This is a genomic window from Flavobacterium sp. NLM, from assembly GCF_002210235.1.
Classification (GTDB): domain Bacteria; phylum Bacteroidota; class Bacteroidia; order Flavobacteriales; family Flavobacteriaceae; genus Flavobacterium; species Flavobacterium panici.
Genome location: NZ_LIAC01000014.1, coordinates 179626 through 202719 on the forward strand (window position 1 = coordinate 179626; position 23094 = coordinate 202719).

The 23094-nt window shown below is 31.4% G+C and carries 20 protein-coding genes and 1 tRNA gene; 9 read left to right on the forward strand and 12 right to left on the reverse strand.

Translation table 11 applies throughout. The annotated features are described in order from the left end of the window. Positions 1 to 440 precede the first annotated feature (440 nt). Both ybeY and APR43_RS17530 read right to left on the reverse strand, forming a co-directional pair. Positions 441 to 860, reverse strand: coding sequence for an rRNA maturation RNase YbeY (gene ybeY, locus APR43_RS17525; protein WP_053474341.1), 420 nt, complete (start codon positions 858 to 860; stop codon positions 441 to 443). Continuing rightward, positions 857 to 4261 (reverse strand): DUF4175 family protein, encoded by a 3405-nt coding sequence (locus APR43_RS17530; protein ID WP_053474340.1) that lies wholly within the window; start codon positions 4259 to 4261, stop codon positions 857 to 859. The genes ybeY and APR43_RS17530 overlap by 4 nt, the downstream gene beginning before the upstream one ends. Before the next feature lie 162 nt (positions 4262 to 4423). Here APR43_RS17530 and gltX point away from each other — a divergent pair, with 162 nt between their 5' ends. Both gltX and APR43_RS17540 read left to right on the forward strand, forming a co-directional pair. Beyond that, positions 4424 to 5929 carry a glutamate--tRNA ligase gene (gene gltX / locus APR43_RS17535; protein ID WP_053474339.1) on the forward strand — a complete coding sequence of 502 codons (1506 nt, stop codon included), beginning with the start codon at positions 4424 to 4426 and terminating at the stop codon, positions 5927 to 5929. Positions 5930 to 6182: 253 nt separating this feature from the next. Then, entirely contained in the window at positions 6183 to 7166 is a 984-nt protein-coding gene (locus tag APR43_RS17540; RefSeq protein WP_053474338.1) for an SPFH domain-containing protein, read from the forward strand. Positions 7167 to 7186: 20 nt separating this feature from the next. Here APR43_RS17540 and APR43_RS17545 read toward each other — a convergent pair whose 3' ends face one another. The 5 genes from APR43_RS17545 to APR43_RS17565 form a co-directional block, all read right to left on the reverse strand. Further along, on the reverse strand, positions 7187 to 7441 hold the full coding sequence (locus APR43_RS17545) for a DUF6327 family protein (RefSeq protein WP_053474337.1): 255 nt from the start codon (positions 7439 to 7441) through the stop codon (positions 7187 to 7189). A 5-nt stretch (positions 7442 to 7446) separates the two neighbouring features. Next, complete coding sequence (locus APR43_RS17550; protein ID WP_053474336.1) at positions 7447 to 7797, reverse strand: hypothetical protein; 351 nt, start codon at positions 7795 to 7797, stop codon at positions 7447 to 7449. Positions 7798 to 7872: 75 nt separating this feature from the next. Further along, the gene (locus tag APR43_RS17555) at positions 7873 to 8199 is read right to left on the reverse strand and encodes a YtxH domain-containing protein (protein ID WP_053474335.1); all 327 of its coding nucleotides are present in this window, start codon (positions 8197 to 8199) and stop codon (positions 7873 to 7875) included. 81 nt (positions 8200 to 8280) lie between these two features. Continuing rightward, complete coding sequence (locus APR43_RS17560) at positions 8281 to 8760, reverse strand: hypothetical protein (RefSeq protein WP_053474334.1); 480 nt, start codon at positions 8758 to 8760, stop codon at positions 8281 to 8283. 829 nt (positions 8761 to 9589) lie between these two features. Next, complete coding sequence (locus tag APR43_RS17565; protein WP_053474333.1) at positions 9590 to 11707, reverse strand: glutamine--tRNA ligase/YqeY domain fusion protein; 2118 nt, start codon at positions 11705 to 11707, stop codon at positions 9590 to 9592. Between the two features lie 117 nt (positions 11708 to 11824). Between APR43_RS17565 and folB the strand changes: the two genes are divergently transcribed. Both folB and APR43_RS24520 read left to right on the forward strand, forming a co-directional pair. Then, positions 11825 to 12184 (forward strand): dihydroneopterin aldolase, encoded by a 360-nt coding sequence (folB, locus tag APR43_RS17570; protein WP_053474332.1) that lies wholly within the window; start codon positions 11825 to 11827, stop codon positions 12182 to 12184. A gap of 94 nt (positions 12185 to 12278) precedes the next feature. Next, positions 12279 to 12349, forward strand: a tRNA-Cys gene (locus APR43_RS24520). A 257-nt stretch (positions 12350 to 12606) separates the two neighbouring features. Here APR43_RS24520 and APR43_RS17575 read toward each other — a convergent pair. Genes APR43_RS17575 through rnr form a run of 3 tightly spaced genes read right to left on the reverse strand, consistent with a single transcriptional unit; the run spans position 12607 to position 16176 of the window. Continuing rightward, positions 12607 to 13287, reverse strand: a complete 681-nt coding sequence (locus tag APR43_RS17575) for a LysE family translocator (RefSeq protein WP_053473025.1) — start codon at positions 13285 to 13287, stop codon at positions 12607 to 12609. A gap of 14 nt (positions 13288 to 13301) precedes the next feature. After that, a complete protein-coding gene (locus tag APR43_RS17580) occupies positions 13302 to 13970 on the reverse strand; it encodes a head GIN domain-containing protein (protein ID WP_053473024.1) in 669 nt (222 codons plus the stop codon). Between the two features lie 25 nt (positions 13971 to 13995). Continuing rightward, positions 13996 to 16176 (reverse strand): ribonuclease R, encoded by a 2181-nt coding sequence (gene rnr / locus APR43_RS17585; RefSeq protein ID WP_053473023.1) that lies wholly within the window; start codon positions 16174 to 16176, stop codon positions 13996 to 13998. A gap of 110 nt (positions 16177 to 16286) precedes the next feature. On the opposite strand from rnr, the gene APR43_RS17590 reads away from it, so the two are divergent. Together APR43_RS17590 and rpiB are read left to right on the forward strand one after the other, a co-directional pair. After that, complete coding sequence (locus APR43_RS17590) at positions 16287 to 16520, forward strand: putative signal transducing protein (protein WP_053473022.1); 234 nt, start codon at positions 16287 to 16289, stop codon at positions 16518 to 16520. Between the two features lie 892 nt (positions 16521 to 17412). After that, entirely contained in the window at positions 17413 to 17841 is a 429-nt protein-coding gene (gene rpiB / locus APR43_RS17595; RefSeq protein ID WP_053473021.1) for a ribose 5-phosphate isomerase B, read from the forward strand. 158 nt (positions 17842 to 17999) lie between these two features. Here rpiB and APR43_RS17600 read toward each other — a convergent pair whose 3' ends face one another. Next, on the reverse strand, positions 18000 to 18269 hold the full coding sequence (locus APR43_RS17600) for a DUF1294 domain-containing protein (protein ID WP_053473036.1): 270 nt from the start codon (positions 18267 to 18269) through the stop codon (positions 18000 to 18002). A gap of 115 nt (positions 18270 to 18384) precedes the next feature. Here APR43_RS17600 and APR43_RS17605 point away from each other — a divergent pair, with 115 nt between their 5' ends. Continuing rightward, positions 18385 to 20508, forward strand: a complete 2124-nt coding sequence (locus APR43_RS17605) for a Tex family protein (RefSeq protein ID WP_053473020.1) — start codon at positions 18385 to 18387, stop codon at positions 20506 to 20508. Positions 20509 to 20605: 97 nt separating this feature from the next. Here APR43_RS17605 and APR43_RS17610 read toward each other — a convergent pair whose 3' ends face one another. Continuing rightward, positions 20606 to 20785: a twin-arginine translocase TatA/TatE family subunit gene (locus APR43_RS17610; protein WP_042564899.1), complete on the reverse strand. Its 180-nt coding sequence runs from the start codon at positions 20783 to 20785 to the stop codon at positions 20606 to 20608. Positions 20786 to 20996: 211 nt separating this feature from the next. On the opposite strand from APR43_RS17610, the gene APR43_RS17615 reads away from it, so the two are divergent. After that, the gene (locus tag APR43_RS17615; protein ID WP_053473019.1) at positions 20997 to 21497 is read left to right on the forward strand and encodes a hypothetical protein; all 501 of its coding nucleotides are present in this window, start codon (positions 20997 to 20999) and stop codon (positions 21495 to 21497) included. Positions 21498 to 21508: 11 nt separating this feature from the next. Beyond that, positions 21509 to 22993, forward strand: coding sequence for a GH3 auxin-responsive promoter family protein (locus tag APR43_RS17620; protein WP_053473018.1), 1485 nt, complete (start codon positions 21509 to 21511; stop codon positions 22991 to 22993). The last annotated feature ends 101 nt before the right edge of the window (positions 22994 to 23094 follow it).

Sequence of the window (23094 nt, forward strand, 5' to 3'; positions counted from 1 at the left end):
CACGTGGAACTGTGCTAAAGCACAAATAACAATTTTAAAAATTTCAAATTCCAACTTCGTTGCGTTCCACGTGGAACGTTTGTTTTGAATCAGAAATAACCAAATCTAAAAAACACAAGCTTCTTGATTTCTTGTTCCACGTGAAACATTATAAATCACGAATCCAAAAAAAAACAGATTCTTGTTCCACGTGAAACACTTTATAAATTTTAAAAACCTAAAATCTTTATTTAAACTCGATACGGTTAAAAAACGAATCGCTTTCACCAGTGTTTCACGTGGAACGTTAATTATAAATTCAACTCAAAAAACAGAAATGTTTCACGTGGAACGTTATGTATAAATATTAAAATCTGCTTTGAAACCGAAACAAGATTTAATATGTTTCACGTGGAACAGTTGGAATTTGAAATTTTAAAACTTTGGAATTTGTTTCCTTGTTACTGTTTCACGTGAAACATCGCAATCTTTTCATCTTCTTTAGAACGCATAAGTTCTGCATCTGCATCACTTTTATCTTTGTATCCACAGTAATGTAATATACCGTGAGCCAATACGCGTTTCAATTCTTCGTCGAAAGAAACATTAAAATCTTTCGCATTGTCTTCTACTCTTTCAACAGAAATAAAAATATCTCCGTTTAGTTCGTTACCAACTGTATAATCAAAACTGATAATATCAGTTAATGTGTCGTGGTTTAAATATTCTACATTTATTTTATGCAGGTATTCATCATCACAAAAAATATAATTTATTTCTCCCTCGTTCTTCTTTTCAGAAACAATAACTGCGCTTAACCAATCTGTAAAAGCTTGTTCGTTATCTAAAGAAAATTCGGTTTCGTAATTAAAGTTTATCATTTTGTATTAAAATATTCTTGAACCTTTTGATTAAAATTCGAGCGCAAAGGTAGCGATTGTCTATTTAAAATTTCTACACTATTTAAATAATCAGTTAATGAGCTTGGTAACGCATTTGAACGATTAGAAAATTCAGCCTTGTTTGTTTCAGATTGACGCTTCGTATCCTGACCTTGTTCCTGAACTGCGTTGTTTAATTTTAATAGTTCTTGCTGAATATTTAAAATTCTCTGCAGGTTCTCATTCTTAAAACCTTTATTTAAAATCTGTTTTTCTGAAGCTTTCATTTGTTCAATTGCAGATCTTCCTTGCATGTCTAATCCTTTTTTGGCTAACTCTTTTTGTAAAGCTTCACGAAGTTTAACCTGCTCTTTGTAAATCTCCATTATCTTTTCAGCGTCACCTTCTCCATCTTCTCCATCATTTCCTTCGTTACCTTTTCCTCCTTCTTTTCCTGCTTGTCCATTTTTACCCTGACCATTTTTACCGTCTTTGCCTTGTCCATCTTTTCCTTGTCCGCTTTCTTTACCCTGTCCTTGGCCTTGTTTTCCTTCTCCACTTTTTCCTTGCTGACCACTTCCCGGTTTATCTCCCGGCTTCATTCCTTCTTTCATTTTATCAGCCAAGCCTTTTTGTTTTTGAATAATATCTGGTAATTGCATTCCTTGTCCGTCTCCAGGTTTTGGTTTACCCGTTCCCGGTTTAGACATTTGCATCTGCATATTATTCAAAAGGTCACTTAAAAAATCGGCTAATTTATTTGCAGATGAAACAGCGTATTGCTGATGCGAAACTCCTTTTGGGATTTGAACATCGGTTAAAACTTCAATCGCTTTGTCCATATTATATTGTACGTTACCAATTTCCTTCGTAACATCTTCTGCTATTTTTGGATTTCTAAGAGACATTGCAAACAAACTGTCATCGACATGACGGAACTGTTGTTTTAAATTCTGCTGAATTTTTATGTTCTTCGTATATGCAGAAGAACCTAATTTCATCGATTTAAATTGTTTCATTACATCTTCCTGAGATAATGAAAATGCTAAAAGGTTATCCAGAATTTGACGAAGCATGGCAACATCTTCTTCTAATTGATCTTGTTCTCCTCCTTCCATACTTGAACTCATTTGCTCAGCCATTGACTTCATTTTCTTTGAAGCACTTTTTTGTTTTGGCTTAGCCGAAGAAGTATTCTTTTTATTTAATTCTTCCGAAGCTTTGTTCAAATCATTCTCTACATCTTTTTCTTTTGAAGCATCTTTCGGAATATCCAAAGGAGATTTCAAACTATTGTTTTCGTCTTTTAAATCTTTAAGATCTTCCTGAATTTTATCAAATGATTTATTGATATCGTCTTGCTTTTCTTTTGTGTTTTCAGCATCTTTATTAGAAAGCTGTTCTTGTTTATCTGCTAACTTATTTAGCTTTTCTGCAACTTGCTCTGCTTTCTTTTCTACATAAAAACGCTTCGTTAATTCAACTAATTGTTCTAAATTACGAGATTGATTTTTGCTGATTTGTTTGAACTTTTCCATCTTATCAAACAACTCTTCGCTGTTTAATTTGTCGTTTAAGTTCTTCAACTCATCCATCAATTTCTGATTTTTCTCTAAATCTTTCTCGGCATTATCTAAACGCTTTTGTAAATCTTCGGCAGTTTTATCTTTCTTATCTGTATTATATTTATCTAAATTCTTGTTCATTTTTTCAGCAAACTGTTTCATCATTTCGTCTTGTTGTTTCTGACGTTTGATAAAATCATTTACTTTTTGCTGATCTTTAAACTCTAAATTATCTTTTTCTTTTCCGGTATTTTTTAGTTTATCCATTTCAGAAAATTGCTTTTCCTGATTCTTTAATGATTTAGATAAACTATTAATGTTGGCATTTTGCTGTTGCAATTCTGCATCCTGAATTTCATCTGTTGTAGAAACACGATCTGAAAATGTAGAAGATTTTGTGCTCTTAAATCCGTGCAATGCATCGTTATCAAAAACCTCAAAATAGTATTCATACGATACTCCTTCTTCTACTGCAAGGTTGCTTGGAAAGTTAAAAACGAACTGATCGAAAACTCCTTGCTTTACAGGAATGGTTCCTCGTTTTGCAGTTTGCGGTTTGCCATGTTCGTAATAAACAACTTGTAATTTTGATAAACCGTAGTCATCACCTAATCTTCCTAAAACATAATTCTTATCTAATTTTAAACTATCCGGAGCTGGCGAAACTGTAATTGTTGGATGCTGATCTTTGATAACTGACAGCTGATAGTCTAATTTCTCGTAGTCTTTAACCTTATTATTTGAAGTAAGAATTTGATATTCTGTATTTTGATTAATATTTTTAGCTAATTTAAACTCGTTTTCGGTCTTATTAAACTTCAAAACTGAGTTTTCATCTTTCCAAACTACCTCTTGAGTTGACTGCGTTTTCATTTTCCAGGTTACAATTGTTCCTTCTGGTACGATTGCATTTCCGGTTCCCTGAATCGTTTCTGATTTCTTTTTTAGGTAAGATGGAAAATTCAAAACCATTTCGAAGTTGGCAATTGATGGAACTGTAATAACTTTTAATTCATATTCATTTGATGAAACTGAATTTCCTTCAAATGAAAATTGAACATCTGATGTTGGTTTTTCGATCTTAAATTCAAACTTTCCTGTTTGAGAAGATTCCATAAAATAGCTTTCGTTACCTATATGAATCATCACATTTTCCGGAACAACGTTTCCTTCTGTTTCTGCTTTTACAATAAAATCTTTGTTTTGTTCTGTTTGAAGTTTATCATTTAGAACCACAAATTTGAAAGGAGCCGGTGGCAAAAAAGCGGAATTGAAATGCACTACTCTATTAAAACTTTGCGAAATTATATTGCTGTTTCCAGAAACAAAAAAGACTGCAAACAGTAAAACCGGAATCAAAGCTAACGGCAAATACTTCTTGTTTGATTTATAATTGATGGCATTTCCAAACGGAATTGGCTGTAATGAATTTGCTTTCTGCTCAATCGAAGCCAACATTAATTCTGAACTTTCTGCTGAATTTTCATTTGAAGAAAGCTGTAAAAAGTTCGTTAGTTTATCACTTACTTCTGTAAAATGATTTCCAATAATAGCCGAAGCCTGATTATAATCGATTCCTTTTTGAAGTTTGAACAACTTAAAAATTGGAAATAAGATAAAACGAAACAACAAGAAAACTTCTACTGCAATAAATATCCAGAATAAAAGTGTTCTTCCTAATGGTTTAAGCCAAAGAAAATACTCTATAAAAAGCGTAAACAGGAAATACAAAAGTCCAAAACCAATAAAAAGAAGTGCTCCTTTTATCAATTCATTCATGTAATATTTCTTTATAAATCCTTCTAACTTCTGATATATTGCAGATGATGTTTTCAAAATAAAATCTCTTTTAATTATAACCCATAAAAGTAGTAATTATAAAGATTCAAATTCCAAAAAATAAATTCCAAATTCCAACCTGAAATACACATTGGAATTTGGAATTTTAAAAAATTGGGATTTATCTAAAGTTGTATCTTTGCATCAAAATTTATACAAATGTCAAAGCAAGTTCGAGTGCGTTTTGCACCAAGTCCGACTGGACCATTACATATTGGCGGAGTTCGTACTGCCCTATTTAATTATTTATTTGCAAAAAAACATAACGGTGTTTTTTATCTGAGAATTGAAGATACAGATCAGACACGTTTTGTTCCAGGTGCCGAAGCTTATATTATGGAAGCGCTGGAATGGTTAGGAATTTCTCCTGAAGAAACGGTTGGAAAAAATGAAAAATTTGGTCCGTACAGACAAAGTGATCGTAAAGAAATATACCAAAAATATGCAGATCAACTGATCAATTCGGGCTGGGCTTATTACGCTTTTGATACTCCGGAAGCTCTTGATGCACATAGAAAACAACACGAAGCTGAAGGAAAAACTTTTATATACAATCATCATAACCGTGAAAAGTTAGATACATCCTTAGTAATTTCTGCTGAAGAAGTTTCGAAAAGAATTGCAAATGGAGAACATTATGTGATTCGTTTTAAAACTCCGGTTAACGAAACTTTACATTTAAAAGATATCATTCGTGGTGATGTTAAGTTTGAAACAAGTTTACTTGATGACAAAGTTCTTTTCAAAAGTGACGGAATGCCAACCTACCATTTAGCTAATATTGTTGATGATCATTTAATGGAAACTTCACATGTAATTCGTGGTGAAGAATGGTTGCCATCGATGCCACTTCACGTTTTATTATACAGAGCTTTTGGTTGGGATGCTCCGGAATTTGCACATTTACCTTTGATTTTAAAACCTGTTGGAAACGGAAAATTATCTAAAAGAGATGGTGATAAATTAGGATTTCCTGTGTTTCCATTAGAATGGAAAACCGAAGAAGGCATTTCTTCTGGTTACAGAGAGAAAGGATTTTTCCCGGAAGCAGTTGTAAACTTCCTTGCTTTGTTAGGTTGGAATGATGGAACAGAGAAAGAATTATATTCATTAGAAGAATTAGTGGAAGCTTTTGACTTAAACCGAGTGCATAAAGCGGGAGCAAAATTTGATCCTGAGAAAAACAAATGGTTCAATCACCAATATTTAATCAAACAAAATGATGCCGATTTAGCGAAAAGCTTCTCTCCTATTTTGGTTGAAAAAGGTGTTGATTTATCTAAATATGACGTTACAAGAATTGTTTCTTTGATTAAAGAAAGAGCTCATTTTGTTTCTGAATTTTGGGATTTAACTGATTTCTTTTTCCAGGCGCCAACATCATATGATGAAAAAGCAAGCAAAAACTGGAAGGAAGAAACTCCGGCTTTAATGCAGGAATTGATTTCGACTCTGGAATATATTGATGGTTTTGACTCAGCAAATATCGAAGCAATCGTAAAAGATTGGTTAACTAAAAACGAAATTGGAATGGGGAAAGTTATGCAGCCTTTTCGCTTGAGTTTGGTTGGAGCTTTGAAAGGTCCTCACCTATTTGACATTGTTGAGATCATTGGAAAAGAAGAAACTATTTCTAGAATTCAAAAAGCGATAGCAACTTTATAAAAATTTTACCATTAAGATATTAAGTTTATTAAGCTTACTTAATGGTAAAATTATATAAATATTTAAGTTTATAAAGCTTAGCTTAATTAACTTGACAAAGCTTGACTTAATTTACTTAATGCCTTAATGGTAAAAAACTTTAAACGCTAAGAAACATCTAACAAATGTTCTTAGCGTTTTTTTAATGTTTTAAAATTTTATTTTAGAAGAATTTTCGTAATTTACCAAGATCAAAAATATAAACTATATCACCATGAGTACAGCATTTATTATCTTATTAGTACTAGCATTCTTTATTTTCATGTCTTCTTTCTTTACAGTAAAACAACAAAGTTCTGTAATTATCGAAAGATTTGGAAAATTTCATAGTGTTAGAAATTCAGGATTACAGTTAAAAATTCCGTTAGTTGACAGATTGGCCGGACGTGTAAATCTTAAAATTCAACAGTTAGATGTTATCATTGAAACTAAAACAAGAGACAACGTTTTTATTAAAATGAAAGTTTCTGTTCAGTTTAAAGTTATTCAGGATAAAGTATATGATGCATTTTACAAACTGGAATATCCACACGATCAGATTACTGCTTATGTATTTGACGTAGTTCGTGCCGAGGTTCCGAAACTAAAATTGGATGATGTTTTTGAAAGAAAAGACGATATCGCAATTGCAGTAAAAAGAGAATTGAACGAAGCGATGACAACTTACGGATACGATATCATCAATACTTTAGTTACAGATATTGACCCGGACATTCAGGTTAAAAATGCAATGAACAGAATCAACGCTGCTGACAGAGAAAAAACGGCTGCAGAATTTGAAGCTGAAAGTTCAAGAATTAGAATTGTTGCAAAAGCAAAAGCCGAAGCTGAAAGTAAACGTTTACAAGGTCAAGGTATTGCAGATCAACGTCGTGAAATTGCAAGAGGTCTTGTAGAAAGTGTTGAAGTTTTAAACAATGTTGGAATTAATTCTCAAGAAGCTTCTGCCCTAATTGTGGTTACACAACATTATGATACTTTGCAGGCAATTGGAGCTGATGCAAATTCAAATTTAATTTTGTTACCTAATTCTCCACAAGCCGGAAGTGATATGTTGAATAATATGGTTGCTTCATTTTCAGCATCAAACCAGGTTGGTGAAATGATGAAAAAACACAATAAAAAAGTGGAGAAACCAAAACCAATTCAACCACAATCTGGCTATGAAGATGACATTCAACCAGAAGTTCAATCATAATTTGAAAATAAAAAAGAGGCTTAACTGCCTCTTTTTTTATTTATAAACCAACCAATTACATAAGGTAAAATGGATTGCAAAATTTGCGGATACGAATTTTTAAAGTAATCTGTATAAGATGAAACGAATCCGTTTACAATGTTTTGCGGTGTTATGCTTTCTTTAGTTCTCTGAAAACTCAGAACTAATTTCTGATAATTGATATCTTTTTCCAGTTTTAGAATTTCTAAATCTCTGTCGATTTCAGCATATGAGGAGTATTTTTTCTTTTCCATAATTCTTAATCGTTAAAAAATATTTCTGAAAATTTCTCTAAAATTGGACCTTCAACAATCTTATCTTTTATCAGAAAAAGTAAAATGGTGAACAAAAGATAGATCCCTCCTACTGCCAAAAATCCTAAAGCATTACTTCCGAATAAATCTCCAAAAGCATATGCTGCTGCAAAAGATCCGAAAAGTAAAACCATACTAAAACACAATAATATCAATGTAAATTTGAAAATTAAAGTTGTCGATTTCATAGCTACTTTAAAACCCCAAAGTTTGTAGTAAGCTAAATGACTGTCAATGTAAACTTTAGTTTGATCCTGAATTTTCTCGGTATTTTCTTTTAACTCTTCAAAAGCCATAATTAGTTTTTTAAAATGAAAAAGCACAAAACTGTCTTATAAAAATAAGACAATTATGTGCTTCTTTAATAATTATTATTTTTGAAGTTTAGCGTTTTGTGCTTTTAAATCAGCCAGTTTAGATTCTAAAAAAGTAATTACTTCTTCTGTTTTATGACTTACATTTGAAAGTAAATCATTTAAAGTTCCATCAAGATTTTGTGTCGCACCTGTGAATTTTTCACGAAGCACTTCAGAACTTGCCTGAAAAGAATCCTGCAGATTATGTTTTGCATCATCAATTCCTTCTTTGAGTTTAGCTCTCGTTTTTGATCCTTTATCCGGGGCAAACAAAATTCCGATTGCTGCTCCTACTGCAGCACCAGCTAAAATTGCTGCAATTGTATTTGAATTATTTGACATGATATTTATATTTAAAGTGATTAATAAAGATACTCCTTTTTTAAAATGCTAAACTTTAAAATCTAAAATTTAACAATATAATTAATACACATAAGCAACAGCTTCATATTTTCCATCGGCCTTTTCAATAATACTCACAAAAGGATAACCATTTGAAGCTGACTTAGTTTTGATTCTCATAGCAGTCTGCTTTTGATTTGCAATTGGCGGTTCACCTTTTGTCCTTGTCGAGACTCCGGTAAAACTTGCTGCCTGCTTCAGTCCTATTGTCTTTTCCTGAGGAAGAACCGTTACCATTTTGTAATCGTCTTTTGAATCAACTATTATTTTATCAGAAATTTTTTGAGTTTGTTTTGTCTGCTTATTAGTAATTGATGAAACAGCATATTTACTAATTTTAATTTCTTCAGAACTTCCGTTCAACGAATAATAAATTAAACCATTTTCGTTTTTAATAAAATTAACATCAAGTTGTTCACCATTGTGTTTTGTAATTTGATGTGTTTGAGAAATTGCAATATTTGCAAATAACATCATTAGCGTAAAATATAAAATTTTCATGATAATTGGATTTAAGTTTTTATAATTAAAATTTGTCAGATTGAATTATAAAAAAATAATTGCCTAAAACTAATGCTATGGAAATTTCATAATTAGGAAGAAATTTGAAAAATACCTTTTACGCGAAATATTATCAAAACAACTTCATAATAAAATTAGAACATAAAATTTGTCGTTTCAAGAATTCAAATTAGAAATAATCTTAAAAACAAAAACTATTACCTTTTGCTTTCAAAAAATTCAACTTAGAATCTAATTGGAAATATTAATTTATAAAATCATTTCTGACTTTTGGTATTGAGATAAAAATAGCAACTTTATAAACAATTGTATGTTAATAACCCGTTAAACTGACAAAAATTACGGTGAAACTTAAAATTAAGGCCATAAATAAACAATAATTCAAAAAACAAGTTATATGTCGACCTAAATTAAATATTACCTTAAAATCAATTTATGAAGGTTAAAATTAATCTATAAAAGCTATTAATTTTAACATTTAAATAGATTTTATAAATAATAATTAAAATTAATAATATTAAAAATTTAATAAATTATTTTAATAAATAAAAATTGGTTCATTTTCTATTTTTATGAAGTGAAAAAAGCAAAAATTGACAAAAAAAGACAAAACTTAAAATAAAGAGTTTTAAAAAAGGATTTCAAAAAAAAGGATTCAAGAGATGGAGAAAATTAAAAATTGTCTTAAAATTAATTTATGAAAGTCACTTTTAATTTAAAATATTTATAAAAATTTTAATTCTAATAGAAAATATAAATAATAAAAAAAGCGCTTATAAAAAGCGCTTTCAATAGATTCTAATTATTTTTATTTTTTTACCATTTCAGATAAAATTTCAATTTCTCTCTCCGATGCATTTTTTGGAGGATTTGAATATAATTTTAGAATTTCATCATCAAATTGATTTTTGAAACTTTCACTTTCTATATCTCTTAAATTTAAAAGTGCTTTTGATCGAACATAAGTTGATTCACTTTTTAAAGACATTGAATATAATTTCTTAACATCTTCTTCTTCAAAATCTGTAGATTTCCAAGTTGAATATTTCAAAATAAATTGAGAAAACAACAGCGAAGCTTTATTATTGTTGATATTCTTTTTTAATGAATTTTGTAAAAGTGAAAAACTAGAAACATTTTTGATGTTCTCCCCTATTGCACTTTCAATTGCAATACGTTCTGGTTTAGTTTCAACTTTAAAATATTTGTTGATTTCTTTTAAAGAATTGTTGATGCTGTTCTCTTCTTTTTTACCTTTTTCTTCCCAGGCATCTTTCAATCCAACAGTTTTGTTAAATACTAATTTTGAAGTAGTTGAGTCTTTATCAACAGTAAAATAACCTAAACGTTGAAACTGAAATTTATCTTCATTTTGAACTGTTGCTAAACTTGGTTCAACAAATCCGGTTACAATTTCTAATGAATTTGGATTGACAAAATCTAAGAAATTTTTGTCTTTATAACTGTCCGGAGCTTCATCTGTAAACAAACGATCGTACAAACGAACTTCTGCTTCCAATGCATGTTTGATAGAAACCCAATGTAATGTTCCAGATACTTTTCTTTGGCTTGCTTCTGTTCCGCTTCCGCTTAAAGAATCAGTATCATATGTTACATGAATTTCAGTAATATTTCCTTCTGCATCTTTTATAACACTTTCACCTTTGATGATATAAGCATTTTTAAGACGTACTTCTTTTCCTAAAGTCAAGCGGAAAAATTTAGCTGGAGCTTCTTCTAAAAAGTCTTCTCTTTCTATGTATAATTCACGAGAAAAAGGTACTTTTCTGAATCCTGCATTTTCATCTTCCTGATTATTTTCGGCTTCCAACCACTCTTCTTTTCCTTCCGGATAATTTGTAATTATCAGTTTTACAGGATCTAAAACAGCCATTACACGAGGTGCAATTTTGTTCAAATCTTCACGAATACAGAATTCTAAAACCGATACATTTATTAAATTATCACGTTTTGCAATACCAATTGTATTGGCAAAATTACGCAAAGATGCAGCTGTATATCCTCTTCTTCTTAACCCAGAAATTGTTGACATTCTAGGATCATCCCAACCGTTAACATGCTTTTCTTTAACTAGTTGCTGTAATTTTCTTTTACTAACAACGGTATGTGATAAGTTACGTCTTGCAAATTCTCTTTGCTTTGGACGCAGTTTATTTTCATCTAAAATTTGATCTAAAAACCAATCGTATAATTCACGGTGAGGCAAGAATTCAAGTGTACAAAATGAGTGTGAGATTTCTTCTAAATAATCACTTTGTCCGTGTGCCCAATCGTACATTGGATAAATTTTCCAGCTGTCTCCCGTTCTATGGTGATGTTTGTGTAAAATTCTGTACATGATAGGATCACGCATTAACATGTTTGTTGATTTCATGTCAATTTTTGCACGAAGAATATGTGTACCAGCCTCAAATTCGCCGTTTTTCATTCTTTCGAATAAATCTAAATTTTCTTCAACAGAACGATTTCTAAATGGAGAATCTGTTCCAGTTGTCGATGGAGTTCCTTTTTGAATCGCCATATCTTCAGAAGACTGACTGTCAACATACGCTTTATCTTTTTTAATTAATAAAACTGCCCAATCGTACAATTGTTGAAAATAATCAGAAGCATAACGTTCTTCTGCCCAGGTATAACCCAGCCATTCTACATCTTTTTTAATAGCATCAACAAATTCCTGCTCTTCTTTTTCTGGGTTTGTATCATCAAAACGTAAGTTTACAGGTGATTGATAATCAATACCTAAACCAAAATTTAATGCAATAGAACTTGCATGTCCAATGTGTAAATAACCATTTGGTTCTGGTGGAAAACGAAAATGAAGTTTAGTTTGTGAAAGACCTGATTTTAAATCTTCCTCTATGATTTGTTCAATAAAATTGAGTGATTTCTCTTCTGATGCCATTATTTTATAGTAATTTTAGCAAAGATAAAAAAGTTTACAGTTTTCGGTTTACAGTTTACAGTTTTCTTTAGAAACTTCTCAGTAAACCTGAAACTTAGAACTTGAAACTAAATTAAAATGGGAGTTATTAAACTAAAAAATATCCGTACTTTTTCTTACCACGGATGTTTAATTGAAGAAGGAAAAATTGGATCTGATTATACAGTTGATCTAAAAGTGAAAACGAATCTTCAAAAATCAGCAGATACAGATCATCTTTTAGATACTGTTGACTATGTTCATTTGAACAAAATTGTTACCGAAGAAATGGCAATTCGTTCGCATTTATTAGAACATGTAGCCAAAAGAATCAATAATCGTGTACTTGCAGAGATAGAAACTGTAGAAAAAACAACAGTTTGGGTTTCTAAAATAAATCCACCTATTGGCGGTGATGTTGAATCAGTTACCATAAAAATGACAGAAATTAGAAAGTAATTATTTTTATTAAAATCGTATTTTTTCAAAATAGTTTATATGAAACTTTTGAATTTTAAAGATTTTAGTTACTTTTGCCATCCGTTCAAGCAATGGCGTCGTGGCCGAGCGGCTAGGCTGGGCTCTGCAAAAGCTCCTACTCCGGTTCGAATCCGGACGATGCCTCTAAAAGAGATACAAAATGTGTCTCTTTTTTTTATGCCTAATTTTTCCACATTCTTGTCATTTCGACGAAGGAGAAATCTCCGTGAGAAACTCGACAAAGATTGAACAATTGTTGCGGAATTATTTGCGAAGATTTCTCCCTTATGTCGAAATGACAAACTTTGTATGAATATGCTTCGTTCCTCCCAATGACTTATAAACACAAAAAAACCTCTGAAATTCAGAGGTTTAATTTTATATTTTTGAGTTATTAACAACTACTTATTTTCAATCTTTTCGAAAGCGTTTTTAACCATTTCTTTTTCTTTTGGAAACCAGCCTTGAGTTATTAACACCACTCCAAAAACCATTAAAACTATACTAATTCCTTTTTTGATTTTTAAGATATTAGTTGGTGTCATTTTTGATTTTAATTGTTTGGCTAATAATATTTTAAGACAGTCAACTAACAAATAAGTTATGATTACTGAAGTAAAAAAAGTAATCATTCTTGAGTTTTGCATTTCTAATTTTGGCCCAACTGAAATAATTACGGCTAACCAAAAACCTAAAACTCCAATGTTGATAACGTTAAGTAAAAAGCCTTTTATAAATAAACTTCCGTAATTTCTTTTTATAATATCACGGTCAATTTCTTCATCATCAATTTTTTCTTCATTTCTTAATCTTACAAAGGAAATTATACCGTAAGCCAGCATAATTATTCCGCCAAAAATGAAAAGGGCAGGTTTATCTTTTAAACTCTGAATTAATCTATAACTTCCTAAATAGGCAATTGCTATAAAAAAAATATCACCTAGAACTACACCAAGATCAAATACCAATGCGGCTCTGAATCCTTTTGTAATACTGGTTTCTAATAGTATAAAAAATACTGGACCTACCATAAAGCTTAGAAAAAGTCCCCATGGCAGTCCAGCCAGAATATCATTTATCATCAAATTACTAGTTGTTATTTTACTTCTTCGATTTTACCTCCAAATACTGTTTTTTGATTTATTTGCTTTGGTTTACCATAAATGTAAATAGAGCCTCCTGCGCTTACTTTTGCGTCAACAAGGGTTGATGCATTAACATCGGCTTTTCCGCCCGCAGAAACGCTTACTTTAGTCTGAGATGTGGCTAATTTACTTCCTAAGAAATATCCGCCGGCTCCTAAACTTGCATCAAGGTTATCTGCTTTACCCGTTGCCGTGATTTCTCCGCCGGAAACTGAACTTACTTTTAGTTTATCAACATTCAAATCTACATTAATTTTTCCACCTTCCTGTGCACTTACTTTAAATGAAGTTGCTTTTATAGCATCTTTACTGATTACTTCTGCACCTTCATTAACATCAATCAGTTCAATATGTTTATAATACAAAGTAACTTCAAGATCATTTCCTGACAGCAATTTAGGAAAAGGCATTCTTAATTTTAATACACCATTTTTGTTAACAGCTTCCAGCTCTGCTTCTCTTGCTCCTTTTATAACAACTTTATTTTCAGATGACGGAACTAATTTTACACTTAATTTATCGTAAACTTTTACGGTATCAAAATCACCTAACTCTTTAGTAACCTGACTAAAAGACATTTGTACAAATAAAATTGCTGCTCCAATAATTAGCTTTTTCATACTTTTATTTTTAAAAAATTAATACTTATTCTGCTCTTCGTAAAAAATGAAAATCCAGTTGTTTCTTCACTAAATCGGCATTTTTTACTTTCACATAAATTTCGTCTCCTAATTGCAAAATGCTGTTTGAAGTAGCTCCAACCAATGCATATTGTTTTTCATCGAAAGTATAATAATCATCTTTTATTTCTCTGATTCTTACCATTCCTTCGCATTTATTAGAAACGATTTCAACATAAATTCCCCATTCTGTAACACCAGAAATAACACCAAGAAATTCTTCATCCTGATGATCCTGCATGTATTTAACCTGCATGTATTTAATACTATCTCGTTCAGCATTAGTCGCTAAACTTTCCATATTAGAACAATGTAAACTTTTTGTTTCATATGTTTCTTCATCTACAGAAGCTCCTCCATCCAGATAATACTGTAACAAACGATGTACCATAACATCTGGATAACGACGAATTGGCGATGTAAAATGGCTGTAATAATCAAAAGCTAAACCATAATGTCCAATATTATCTGTTGAATATTTGGCTTTACTCATACTTCTAATCGCAAGAGTATCAATTAAGTTTTGCTCTTTTTTACCATTTACTTCTTCCATCAAAGAGTTCAATGATTTTGCAATATCACCTTTATTTCTAAAATCTATTTTATAACCAAATTTAGCAATTACGGTTTGCATCGCAATCAATTTATCTTCGTTTGGTTCGTCGTGAATCCTGTAAACAAAGGTTTTCTTTTGTTTACCAATGTATTCAGCCACTTTTCTATTGGCTAAAAGCATAAATTCTTCAATTAGATGATTGGCATCTTTTGAAATTTTAAAGTAAACCCCTTCTGGTTCTCCTTCTTCATTCAAATTAAATTTTACTTCAACTTTATCAAAAGAAATAGCACCATTCTGCATTCTTTTCTTTCTTAAAATCTTCGCTAATTCATCTAGTTTTAAAGTTGCTTCTACAATTTCATCTGAAACTACATAAGATTCTCCTGTAATAGAAATATCAACCGGAATTGTATTGTCTTTTGTTTCAATGATATATTGTGCTTCTTCATAAGCAAAACGCTGATCTGAATAAATTACTGTTCTTCCAAACCATTGGTTGATAACCTGTGAAGTTGGAGAAACTTCAAATACTGCAGAGAATGTATATTTCTCTTCATTCGGGCGAAGCGAGCAGGCAAAATTAGACAATACTTCAGGAAGCATTGGCACTACTCTATCCACTAAATAAACCGAAGTTGCTCTTTGATAAGCTTCATCATCCAGAATTGTTCCTTCTTCTAAATAATAAGAAACATCGGCAATATGGATTCCGATTTCGAAATTTCCGTTCTCTAACTTTTTGAAAGATAATGCATCATCAAAATCTTTTGCATCTTTTGGATCTATCGTAAACGTAAGCGTATCACGCATATCACGACGTTTTGCAATTTCAGATTCCTGAATCGAAGTATCTAATTTTTGTGCAAAAACTTCTACTTCTACCGGGAAATCAGATGGCAATCCGTATTCAGCTAAAATAGCATGAATCTCAGTATTGTGTTCTCCGGGTTTTCCTAAAACTCTAATTACAGATCCAAACGGACTATCGGCTCTTTTTGGCCAGTCATCAATTTTTACAAGAACAACATCTCCATTTTCTGCTTCACCTATTTTATCCTTTGGAATAAAAATATCGGTATACATTTTAGGATTTGCAGTTGAAACAAAAGCAAAATTTGCCTGAATATCAATTACTCCAACAAACTCTGTTTTATCTCTTTCTATAACTTCAATTACTTCACCTTCAGGTCTTTTACCTTTTCTACGGTTATAAACGTAAACTTTTACTTTGTCTTTATCTAAAGCACGATTCAAATTATTAGTCGGAATAAAAACATCTTCTTCAAATTCGTCACAAATAAAATATGCCGTTTTTCTGCTCGTCATATCTATCGTTCCTTCGTAATAATCCTGACTAATAGCTTTGACTAAATATTTTCCAGGTTCTGTTTCTACAATTTTCTTTTGAGCAGCCAGAATTTTTAAATCTTTTATAATCTGGTTTCTGCTATTTGTATCGTCAAGTTCTAACTTTGCTCCTATCTGTTTATAATTAAATGGCTTATTGGCATTTTGCGATAAAATCTTAAGGATCTTCCCAGAGAAATCTTTCTCTTTTTTTATCGGCTTTCTAATTTTCTTACTCATATATCTTTTCTTATAAGGTTTAAAATTACAAATAAGAAATCAGATAATTCTTTTTAACAAATAGAATTATTAAAAATATAACTTTTCGTACATTTACAAAAAGACCTCATATGGAAAGCTTTAAGACGATCGCCGTATTCAATTATCTACACGAAACAGTGGTTCTCAAACACTTACTTGAACAAGAAGAAATTCCATATTTTTTTGAAAACGAAGTGACGCTTTCTGTTATGCCGCTTTACTCAAATGCGCTCGGCGGAATCAAACTCAAAGTTCATCCAAACGATTTCGAAGAAGTGCAGCAAATTCTGGACAATCTGAACAATCCTCTTAAAATCGTTTAAATTCTTTCTTTTTTCAAACTCAAAAAAATTTTTTTTCCTTTTCAACTTTAATAGTTTTCAACATATATTAAATACAACAAAAAAGAAATTTTAAATTTAATTAATTTTTGATGGTTATTATAGCTTGTTAATATGTCGAATAAATTTATTTTTAAAAGTATTGAAATGAAGTTTCTCTTAGTTATTGGGAGTTATCAACATAGTTATATTGAGCTAAAAGATTAATTTATAAGACTTTTTGTATTTTAATTAACAACGGTTGACAACCAAAAATGGATTCATTTTGTAGATAAGTTCATATGCTGCTATTTGTTGAAAATGGCATTTTTGATATTGATAACTTTTCCAAAAATTCCTCAAACTTTATTAGGATTTTTAATTCCAGTTTTGGATTAGGTTTTTTTTTGACACAACCAAAAAAAACTTCTAATTTTCTATATCAACTTATTAACAAATAATGTTAACTTAAAGTTAATTGAATATCAACGAATTACGAATTGGTATTAACATTCTAAAATTTTAACAAATTTTCTGTTTATTCTTAATTGATTATGAGGTACTTATGAAGTTATCAAAAATGTTGATAAGTGTTAAGGTTTTGATATGATGTAAGTTATAAATAATCCAGTATTTAGTGGATTTACGTAAAGCACACAAAGTTTTACTCAAAGTTGATAAATTGAAATTTGGATAATCTTTGACTAAATTATTGTTGCAAAAGAACACAAAGTTTAGTTTTAAAAGATTAAATTTTTGTAAACAAATTCAATTTTGATTTTTTAAAACACAGTAAAATGTTAGTAAGCAAAAAATTAGTGAAAATTAGTGAAATTCGTGGCAAACATTTATTAATTGAGTAAATTTGTACTACACAACTTAATAGTATAGAAAAATGAAAATTTCGATAGGAAACGACCACGCAGGACCAGAATATAAAAAAGCAATTGTGGCAATGCTTGAAGCAAAAGGATATGAAGTAACGAATTATGGAACAGATACTGATGCTTCTGTTGATTACCCTGATTTTGGACATCCGGTTGCAAATGATGTATCTGAAGGAAAAGCTGATTTTGGAATCGTTATCTGCGGAAGCGGAAACGGAATTGCAATGACGGTTAATAAACACCCGAAAGTGAGAGCCGGATTATGCTGGACGAAAGAAATTGCTTATTTAACACGTTTACATAACGATGCTAATATTGTGAGTATTCCGGCGCGTTTTACTTCTATTCACCAAGCGGTTGAAATAGTAGAAACTTTTTTAGCGACTGCATTTGAAGGCGGAAGGCACCAAAATCGAGTTAATAAGATTGCTTGTTAATAAGATTCGAAAAAAAATCGGGTGCTTCGCACCAAATAAATAGAAACACACCGGGCGGATTTTTAAAATCCATCCGATTTTTTATTTAAATACTTAAATTACAGTTGATTAAAATAAATTAAATGAGCAAAATTTAAGGTTATCAACAATGTTAATATCTATTTTTTATTAGTGAAGTAGAAGTAAACTAAAACAGCCTGAATCAAAAAAATCAGCAAGAATTTGACAATAAATGAAGTTTTACTCGTTTTATGTCTAAAGAAAAACATTGCTGATAATAAACCTGGCGTTCCTCCAATTGCTTCAAGAAAAAACAAAGTATTTTCGGGGATTCTTCGTTTATTTTTTCGTGCTTGATGTTTATCATATCCAGCAAGAATAAAAACGATGATATTTATAAATAAAAAATAGAGTAAAAAAATTTCCATTGGCATAATATTCAAAACAAAGATATTATTTTAGCCGAATCATTGATTAATTTCCGAATTAATTTTAACAAGTAAATTATATCAATTTATAATTAAGAATTTATTTCATTAAAGTATGACTAATATTCAATTCATTGCAAAGTCTGTTCAGGCACCTGCAGTTAGTATTCAAAACACTGTAAAATTATTAGAGGAAGATTGTACGATTCCGTTTATTTCGCGTTACCGAAAAGACTCGACCGGAAATCTTGATGAAACCGTAATTGAGCTGATTGCAAAATTGCAAAAAGATTATGATACACTGGTAAAACGTAAAGAAGCTGTTCTAAAATCAATTGAAGAACAAAAAGCGCTTACGCCAGATTTGAAGAAAAAAATTGAAGAAAGTTTTGATTTACAGGAAATAGAAGATTTTTACCTTCCGTACAAAAAGAAGAAAAAAACAAAAGCCGATGTTGCCCGCGAATTTGGTTTGGAACCTTTGGCAAAATTGATTATATCTGAAAGTGATGTTGATATTGATTTCCTTTCTACACAATACATCAATGAAAATGTTATTAACGAAGAAGCAGCCATTCAAGGCGCAAGAGATATTGTAGCGGAATGGATTAACGAAAATATTTACGTTCGTAAACAGCTACGTAGATTGTTCCAGAGAAAAGCAACTATTGGAACTAAAGTTGTAAAAAAGAAAGCCGAAGAAGAAGGTGCGCAAAAATTCAGTCAATATTTTGATTGGGAAGAATCTTTAACAAAAGCGCCCGCGCATCGTTTACTAGCAATGCTTCGTGCAGAAAATGAAGGTTACATCAAAATGAAAATTGATGTTGATATCGATGATGCTTACGATGTTATTGACGAAATCATCATTAAAAAACAAAATAATACAACAGCTCATTTACAATTAGCAATTGAGGATAGTTACAAACGTTTATTGAATCCGGCAATTGGAAATGAAACCTTGCAGGAAGCAAAGGCAAAAGCAGATGCCAATTCAATTCAGGTTTTTGCTAACAATTTAGGACAATTATTATTGGCTCCGCCTTTAGGAGAAAAACGAATTTTGGCAATCGATCCAGGATTTAGAAGCGGATGTAAAGTAGTGTGTCTGGACGAAAAAGGCGATTTATTATACAACGAAACGATTTATCCGCACGCACCTCAAAACGAGGAATCGATGGCGATAAAAAAAATCCGTTCGATGGTCAATGCGTATCAAATTGACGCGATTTCTATCGGGAACGGAACGGCTTCAAGAGAAACCGAATTTTTCATCAAAAAAATCGCGTTTGACAAACCAGTGCAGGTTTTTATTGTTTCTGAAGCTGGAGCGTCGGTTTATTCAGCATCAAAAATTGCTAGAGAAGAATTCCCTAATTATGATGTAACGGTTCGTGGTTCAGTTTCTATCGGAAGAAGACTTTCAGATCCTTTGGCCGAATTGGTAAAAATTGATCCAAAAGCAATTGGAGTTGGACAATATCAACACGACGTTGACCAGACTAAATTAAAAGAAGAACTAGACAGTACGGTAATTCGCTGCGTAAACTCGGTTGGAATTAATATCAATACAGCAAGTAAACATTTACTAAGTTATGTGAGTGGAATAGGAGAGAAGCTTGCTGAAAACATTGTACAATACCGTTCTGAAAACGGACCTTTTGAAGACAGAAAACAGTTGAAAAAAGTACCGCGTTTAGGCGATAAAGCCTATCAGCAGGGAGCAGCGTTTATTAGAATTACAAATGCTAAAAATCCGCTTGATAATTCGGCGGTGCATCCGGAGGCTTATCCAGTTGTTGAAAAGATGGCAAAGGATTTGAATCTTTCGTTAAATGACTTAATTGCAAATAAAGAGAAAACGGCGCTTATTAAGCCTGAAAAATATGTAACACCTGAAATTGGTTTACTTACACTAAAAGACATCATAAAAGAGCTTGAAAAGCCTGGATTAGACCCAAGAAAGTCGGCGAAGGTTTTTGAATTTGATGCAAATGTAAAATCGATCAAAGATTTGAGAACCGGAATGATTCTTCCGGGGATTGTTAATAACATTACCAACTTTGGCTGTTTTGTTGATATCGGAATCAAAGAAAGCGGATTGGTTCATATTTCGCAATTAAAAGCCGGTTTTGTAAGCGATGTAAACGAAGTGGTAAAATTACATCAACATGTTGATGTGAAGGTTACTGAGGTTGATGAAGATAGAAAGAGAATTCAGTTGACGATGGTGCTTTAAAATTTTCAAAAAAGAAATTCCAAATCCCAAAAGGATATAAAACAAAAAATCCCAGACTACAATTTGTAATCTGGGATTTTTAATAAGTTGAAGGTTATTATTTTGTTTCTTCCTCTTGTTTTTTTGCAGGAGCAGGTTGATCGTCTTTAGCAGCGTTTTTAAATTCCTTAATTCCACTTCCTAAACCTTTCATTAATTCTGGAATTTTTTTACCTCCAAAAAGTAATATCACAATACCTACGATAACAAGGATTTCTGTAAGACCTAATCTTCCCATGACTATTATATTTAATGCCGAAGCAAATTGATTTTTTATTTTCACCGCAAAGGTATATAGAATATACGAACAAGAATGGTTTTTGGATTAAAAAATTTCTTTTTTAGTGCGTTAAATATTTTATAAAATCATTATATTACTGCAAATGCTCATTTTTTGCAAGCATTAACAATGCGATTAATTACTATATTTGCTCATATAAATAACCAAAATGGCTAAGAAAAAAAGGAACTTAAGGAAAAAATTATTCATCAAAAACCGATTGGTAATTTTGAATGAAGATACTTTTGAAGAAATTTTTTCTTTCAGACTTACATTAATGAATGTGTTTGTAATGTTTACTTTAGGCGGAATATTTCTTATTCTGGTTACTACCTTCATTATCGCATTTACTCCTTTAAGAGAATTTATTCCGGGTTATTCTTCTTCTCAATTAAAAAGGAATGCGACGGAATTGGCCATAAAATCAGATTCATTAGAAACAGCGCTTAAAAAAAATGAAGCTTATATAAAAGGAGTTCAAAAAGTTTTGAGCGGCCAGCTTGAATACGCAAAATTTAATAAAGACTCTATTATAGGTGAAGCTGATGAACCTTCAGATTTAAATATGAAAGCCTCAGAAGAAGAAATTAAACTAAGGGAAGAAGTGGCGAAAATAGAGCAGGAGACAAGCCAGAAAAAGGGCAAGAAAAACAAAAGTGACAAAAAATAATACCACAAAAAATGTCAATTAAATCGATAGCAGCAAAAATATTTGCCCGCAAAATATACAACCAAACTCTTTCTTGGGCCAATAAACCAATTGAAACTCAACTAGAAGTTTTTAAAAGCCTGATCGAAAATGCGAAAGAAACAGAATTTGGAAAAGATCATAATTTTGCCTCAATAAAAACATTTGAAGATTTTCAAAAAAACGTTCCTATTCGCGATTACGAAGATTTAAAAAATTATATAGAAAAGGTTAAGGCTGGCGAAGAAAACATTCTGTGGAAAGGAAAACCTCTTTATTTTGCCAAAACATCGGGAACAACTTCTGGCGCCAAATATATTCCGCTCACGAAAGAATCAATGCCTACGCATGTCAATGCAGCTCGTAATGCAATTCTACATTATATTAATGAAACCGGAAATGCTGATTTTGTTGATGGTAAAATGATTTTTTTGCAGGGAAGTCCCATTTTGACTGAAAAACACGGAATTAAATTTGGAAGACTTTCCGGTATTGTAGCGCATTTTGTTCCGAAATATTTACAAAAAAACCGAATGCCCTCTTGGGAAACCAATTGTATTGATGACTGGGAAACCAAAGTAAATACAATTGTAGGCGAAACGATTAATGAAAACATGTCTGTGATTTCTGGAATTCCGTCTTGGGTACAAATGTACTTTGAGCGTTTGCAGGAAAAAAGCGGAGGAAAAAAGATAAGCGAAATCTTTAAGAATTTTAATTTGTTCATTTACGGAGGTGTTAATTACGAACCTTATCGTGCCAAGTTTGAGCAAATGATTGGTAAAAAAGTAGACAGCATTGAGCTGTTTCCTGCTTCTGAAGGATTTTTTGCGTATCAGGATTCTCAAAAAGAAAAAGGAATGCTTTTATTGTTGAATTCGGGTATTTTCTACGAATTCATTAAAGCCGATGAATTCTTTACCGAAAACCCAAAAAGATATACAATTGGCGAAGTAGAATTAGGTGTAAATTATGCTTTAATTGTTTCTACAAATGCCGGACTTTGGGGTTATAATATTGGTGATACTATTCAGTTCACCTCTTTAGCTCCGTATCGTGTCATAGTTTCAGGACGTATTAAACATTACATTTCTGCTTTTGGTGAACACGTAATTGCAAACGAAGTCGAAAACGCAATGAGAGAAGCTACGGCAGGAACTAACATTGTAATAAACGAATTTACAGTTGCGCCGCAAATCACGCCGGCAAACGGATTGCCATATCACGAATGGTTAATTGAATTTGAAAAAGAGCCGGAAAATATAGAAATTTTTGCGGAAGCAATCGATGATTCAATGCGAAAGCAAAATATTTATTATGACGATTTAATTACCGGAAACGTTTTAAGAAAAGTCGTTATCAGTAAAGTTTCAAAAAACGGATTTCAGGAATACATGAAATCGCAGGGCAAATTAGGCGGACAAAATAAAATTCCGAGATTGTCGAATGACAGAAAGATTGCGGATAATTTGAAATAGAATCATCGATTTTATTAATCTCTTCTAACAATTTGTTAAATACCATTTTACTGAAATTACATATATAATTCCTACTTTCGCTTGTCAAAAGTTAGAATGAT